The following is a 5772-nucleotide window of genomic DNA, read 5'->3' as shown; positions in this document are numbered from 1 at the left end:
GTCGTGGTCGGCGTGGGGGTCGGGGCCGGCTGGCCACCGCCGGATCCCGGGCGCACCACGATCAGCACGATGATGACTATCACGAAGAGCAGGCCAAGACCCACGATGAGGCGGCGGCGCCAGTAGACCTTGCTTGACTGGGGGCCGACCGGATGTTTGATCGTCGACATGCCCCAAGGCTAACGAGCTTTGCCCGGCAGCCGCGGGAAGGCGCTGCGTGTCGGCGCGGATTCCCGGCCTCAGCCGAGCCGCTTCACCATTCTGGTGTTGCCGAGCGTGTTGGGCTTCACCCTGGCCAGGTCGAGGAATTCGGCGACGCCCTCATCGTGGGAGCGGACGAGTTCGGCGTAGACGAGCGGGTCGACGGTCTCCGAGCCCATGTCGGTGAATCCGTGCCGGGTGAAGAAGGGCACCTCGAACGTGAGGCAGAACAGTCGGGAGAGGCCGAGCTCGCGGGCATCCGCTTCGAGGCGGGCGAGCAGAGCGTGGCCGACACCGCGGCCGAGCCAGTCGGCAGTAACAGCGAGGGTGCGCACCTCGCCGAGGTCCTCCCACATCACATGCAGGGCACCGACGCCGATGAGTTCGCCTGCGGTGTCTTCGACCACGCGGAACTCCTGGACGGCCTCGTAGAAGACGACGCTTTCCTTGCCGAGCAGGATGCGCTCCTGGACGAGCGGCGCCACCAGGGTCTGGATGCGCGGGACGTCGCTCGTGCGCGCCCGGCGTACCGAATACTCCTGCTCCTGCATGCCAGCCCTCTCGCCCGTGCTCGTGTGCGTCACACCCAGTCTATTGAGCACGGGCACGCGGAAGGGGCCAGGCGGATGTCTCCGCCTGGCCCCTCCAGGTTGTCGTGCGTCGGGTGCTTAGTCCGTTGCGACCGCGAGGTCGGGCGTGCCCGACCCGGTGCCGAGCGCGGCCGAGGCGTTCACGCCGATGGACACGGGCGTGGCACGCGCCGTCGTGGTGAACACGTACTCGCCGGCGAGGAAGTCGACGTGCACGTGGTCACCCGCGTTGAGCTCGCCCTGCAGGATCTTCTCGGAGAGACGGTCCTCCACCTCGCGCTGGATCGCACGGCGCAGCGGCCGGGCGCCGAGAGCGGGGTCGAAGCCGACCTCGATCAGGTGCTCCTTCGCGGGGATCGTCAGTTCGACGGTCATGTCGCGGTCGAGCAGGCGGTCGCTGAGGCGCTTGATGAACAGGTCCACGATCTGGAGCAGTTCCGGCTTGGTCAGCTGCGGGAAGACGATGACCTCGTCGACGCGGTTGAGGAACTCGGGCTTGAAGTGCTTCTTGAGCTCCTCCTTCACCTTGCCGCTCATCCGCTCGTAGCCGGTCGTCGTGTCGCCCGAGAGCTGGAAGCCGACGGGCGAGCTGCTGATGTCCTTGGTGCCGAGGTTCGTGGTCATGATGATCACGGTGTTCTTGAAGTCGATCACGCGACCCTGGCCATCCGTCAACCGGCCCTCTTCCAGGATCTGGAGGAGGGAGTTGAAGATGTCCGGGTGGGCCTTCTCGATCTCGTCGAACAGCACAACGGAGAACGGCTTGCGACGCACCTTCTCGGTGAGCTGGCCGCCCTCTTCGAAGCCGACGAACCCGGGAGGCGCACCGAACAGGCGCGACACGGTGTGCTTCTCGCCGTACTCGCTCATGTCGAGCGAGATCATGGCGGCCTCGTCATCGAAGAGGAACTCGGCGAGCGCCTTGGCGAGCTCGGTCTTGCCGACGCCGGTGGGGCCGGCGAAGATGAACGAACCGCTCGGGCGCTTCGGGTCCTTGAGTCCGGCACGGGTGCGTCGAATGGTCTTGGCGAGCGCCGAGATGGCCTCTTCCTGGCCGATGACACGCTGGTGCAGGGCCTTCTCCATGAAGACGAGCCGCGACGACTCCTCCTCGGTGAGCTTGAACACCGGGATGCCGGTCGCCTGGGCGAGCACCTCGGCGATCAGGCCCTCGTCGACGACGGCGGTCGTCTTGACGTCGCCGGACTTCCACTTCTTCTCGAGGCGCAGTCGCTCGCCGAGGAGGTTCTTCTCCTCGTCGCGCAGGCCGGCGGCCTTCTCGAAGTCCTGGTCCTCGATCGCGGTCTCCTTCGCGGCGCGGACGACGGCGATCTTCTCGTCGAATTCGCGCAGCTCGGGCGGGCTCGACAGGATCGAGAGGCGGAGGCGCGCGCCGGCCTCGTCGATCAGGTCGATGGCCTTGTCCGGGAGGAACCGGTCGGACACGTAGCGGTCGGCGAGGTTCGCCGCGGCCACGAGGGCGCCGTCGGTGATGGACACCTTGTGGTGCGCCTCGTACCGGTCGCGCAGTCCCTTGAGGATGTTGATGGTGTGAGGAAGGGACGGCTCCGCGACCTGGATCGGCTGGAAGCGGCGCTCGAGCGCGGCATCCTTCTCGAAGTGCTTGCGGTACTCGTCGATCGTCGTCGCACCGATCGTCTGCAGCTCACCGCGGGCGAGGAGCGGCTTGAGGATCGACGCCGCGTCGATGGCGCCCTCAGCGGCACCGGCACCGACGAGGGTGTGGATCTCGTCGATGAAGATGATGATGTCGCCGCGGGTGCGGATCTCCTTGGTGACCTTCTTCAGGCGCTCCTCGAAGTCACCGCGGTAGCGGCTTCCGGCGATGAGCGAGCCGAGGTCGAGCGAGTAGAGCTGCTTGTCCTTGAGCGTCTCGGGCACATCACCCTTGACGATGGCCTGGGCGAGGCCCTCGACGACAGCGGTCTTGCCGACGCCGGGCTCCCCGATCAGGACCGGGTTGTTCTTCGATCGCCGGGACAGGATCTGCATGACCCGTTCGATCTCTTTCTCACGACCGATCACGGGGTCGAGCTTGTTCTCGCGCGCGGCCTGGGTGAGGTTACGGCCGAACTGGTCGAGAATCTGGCTGCCCGCCGGTCCGCTCGCCGTCTCGTTGGCACCGACCTGGACCTGCTCCTTGCCCTGGTAGCCGGACAGGAGCTGGATGACCTGCTGGCGCACCCGGTTGAGGTCAGCGCCGAGCTTGACGAGCACCTGGGCGGCGACGCCTTCACCCTCGCGGATGAGGCCGAGCAGGATGTGCTCGGTGCCGATGTAGTTGTGGCCGAGCTGCAGGGCCTCACGGAGGCTCAGCTCGAGCACCTTCTTGGCGCGCGGCGTGAACGGGATGTGCCCGGTCGGCTGCTGCTGGCCCTGGCCGATGATGTCCTGGACCTGCTCGCGCACGGCGTCGAGCGAAATGCCCAGGCTCTCGAGGGCCTTGGCGGCGACGCCTTCACCCTCGTGGATCAGCCCGAGCAGGATGTGCTCGGTGCCGATGTAGTTGTGGTTGAGCATCTTGGCCTCTTCCTGGGCCAAAACGACGACACGACGAGCTCGGTCGGTAAATCTCTCAAACATGTGATCACTCCCTTGGCACCAGGGGCAGGTGTGGCGCCGATACATCGAGAGTAACGAGGGAAGCAACCAAAGCGCGCCTCTGTTCGCCGCAGGCGTGACGGATGTCTGCGTCCGGCAATCCTTGCGGCGTCGCTTGAGTGGGTAATACCCTCATCATCGGGTCCGTGCGGCAGCCGCACCGGGTCGACGGCGGCGAGAGGCAGCATCATGGACGGCGTGGACAATCCGCAGGTCACGGCCCGGGCGAAAAACGGTCTCACGAAGAACCGGCCGCATGAGGCGGATGCCCGGAGCCGGGCGTCCCGGCCGCGCGTGACGCCGGGGGTGCGCTGGGGCCGCGTGGCGGCATCCGCTCGGCAGGACGAGCCGCTCGCGGTCGCCACGACGCTGCGATCGCCCTTCATCGCCGGATTCGTCGGGGCGCTCGGGGTGCTCTCTGCCGTGGTGCTCGGGGTCGCGCTTGCGTCGCTCTCGACGATCCTGATCTCGATCGGCGCCGCCCTGTTCATCGCCCTCGGCCTCGATCCCGTGGTGCGGCTGCTCGTCGGCAGGGGCCTGCGCCGCCCGCTCGCCATCGGGCTCGTGTTCGTGACCCTCACCGTCATCGCCGTGCTGCTCGTACTGCTCGTCGTTCCCGTGGTCGTGCGGCAGGTCGTGACCTTCGCCCAACTGGCGCCCGGCTACCTGGTCGGCCTGGAGCACCAGGACTGGTTCATCCTGTTGTCGGACCAGCTCGGGATCATCGACCTGCCCGCTCTCTTCGAGGGACTCATCGCCCTCGCGACCGACCCTGCGAGCTGGTTGTTCGTGGGCTCCGGCCTGGTCAAGGTCGGCGTCGGCCTCATCAACGGGATCACCGGCGGGATGATCGTGCTCATCCTGAGCCTGTACTTCCTCGCGTCGCTCGACCCGATGAAGAAGGCGTTGTACGCGCTCGTGCCACGCCCGCGCCGGCCGGGCTTCATCGACATCTCCGAGCAGATCACCGGCTCGATCGGCGGCTATGTGAACGGGATGCTGCTGCTCTCGTGCCTGAATTCGGGCCTCGGCCTCGTGGCGATGCTGATCATCGGCGTGCCGTTCGCGGGGGTGCTCGCGGTCGTGGTCTTCGCGCTCGCGCTCGTGCCGCTGATCGGCTCGGTGTTCGCCGCGGCGATCGTGGTCGCGGTCGCCCTGCTCGCCTCCCCCGCGACGGCACTCTGGATCGGCCTCTACTACCTCGTGTACCTGCAGATCGAGGCCTACGTGCTCACCCCGCGGGTGATGAACAAGGCGATCGCCGTGCCCGGCTCACTCGTGGTGATCGGGGCGATCGCCGGCGGGGCACTGCTCGGGATGCTCGGGGCGCTCATCGCGATCCCGGTCACGGCCTCGATCCTGCTGATCATCAAGACCGTCGTCGTGCCCCGGCAGGACCGCGCCCGCTGACCCTCCCGACCGACCCTGACGGTCAGCGGGCGAGGGCATGGCGGGCCGCGGCCACCATGGCCTCGACGCCGGTCTGGATCGTGGGGTCCTGTACCGGAGCGTAGAACGGCGAGTGGTTGAAGTGCACGTCCTGCATGCGGCCGGCGGCGATCGCGGCACGGAACGCGGCGGGGTCGCCGCCACCGGTGAACCAGAAGAAGGACGGGCAGCCTGCGCGGGTGCCCCAGAGGCCGAAGTCCTCGCTCGGCGCCGCCTGCGGGCCGACGCCCACCCGGCCGGCGCCGAAGCGTTCTGTGAACAGTGCAGCGAACTCGGCCGTCACGGCCGGCTCGTTGACCAGGGCCGGCACCGAGAAGGTGACCTCGATCTCCGGCGGGCGCGGCGAACCGGCCGCCTCGCACTCGCCGGTGACGATCCGGGTGATGGCGGCGAGCATCCGCTCACGCACGAGCGGTTCGTAGGTGCGCATGCTGATGCCGAGCTCGGCAGAGTCGGGGATGATGTTCTGCTTGGTGCCGGCGTGCAGGGTGCCGATCGTGAGCACGCCGAAGTCGGCGGCGGCGATCTCGCGCGACACGATCGTCTGCAGGTGCAAGACGACGGATGCCGCGAGCACGACGGGATCGACGGACTGCTCGGGGGTGGATCCGTGTGACCCCGTGCCGTGCAGCACGATGCGGATCGAATCGGCCGCGGTCATGACGCTCCCTGCCCGGTAGAGCAGCTCGCCGGCCGGCCACGGGGTGACGTGCTGGCCGAGGGTGATGTCGGGCGTTCCGAAGCGGTCGAAGAAGCCATCGTCGATCATCGCGGCGGCGCCGGCGCCGAGCTCCTCGGCGGGCTGGAACACGAGCTGGAGGGTGCCGGACCAGTCGGCGCGCTGCCCGGCGAGGATGGCGGCGGCGCCGATCAGCCAGGTGGCGTGCATGTCGTGGCCGCAGGCGTGCAT

The 5772-nt window shown here is 68.0% G+C and carries 4 protein-coding genes; 1 reads left to right on the top strand and 3 read right to left on the bottom strand.

What is annotated here, in order from left to right; genetic code table 11:
- Positions 1-239 precede the first annotated feature (239 nt).
- Both QN345_RS14830 and QN345_RS14825 read right to left on the bottom strand, forming a co-directional pair.
- The gene (locus tag QN345_RS14830; RefSeq protein WP_134446389.1) at positions 240-752 is read right to left on the bottom strand and encodes an amino-acid N-acetyltransferase; all 513 of its coding nucleotides are present in this window, start codon (positions 750-752) and stop codon (positions 240-242) included.
- Positions 753-869: 117 nt separating this feature from the next.
- On the bottom strand, positions 870-3395 hold the full coding sequence (locus tag QN345_RS14825) for an ATP-dependent Clp protease ATP-binding subunit (RefSeq protein ID WP_134446303.1): 2526 nt from the start codon (positions 3393-3395) through the stop codon (positions 870-872).
- Between the two features lie 207 nt (positions 3396-3602).
- Between QN345_RS14825 and QN345_RS14820 the strand changes: the two genes are divergently transcribed.
- Entirely contained in the window at positions 3603-4823 is a 1221-nt protein-coding gene (locus QN345_RS14820) for an AI-2E family transporter (protein WP_134446302.1), read from the top strand.
- Positions 4824-4845: 22 nt separating this feature from the next.
- On the opposite strand, the gene QN345_RS14815 is transcribed toward QN345_RS14820, so the two are convergent.
- The coding region (locus tag QN345_RS14815) for an amidohydrolase (RefSeq protein ID WP_323508804.1) at positions 4846-5772 on the bottom strand (927 nt) is incomplete at its 5' end.

Source organism: Cryobacterium sp. 10I1, from assembly GCF_035019805.1.
GTDB classification, from domain to species: Bacteria; Actinomycetota; Actinomycetes; order Actinomycetales; family Microbacteriaceae; genus Cryobacterium; species Cryobacterium glucosi.
The sequence above is the reverse complement of the archived record's forward strand: the minus strand, read 5'-3'. Positions and strand labels throughout refer to the sequence as shown.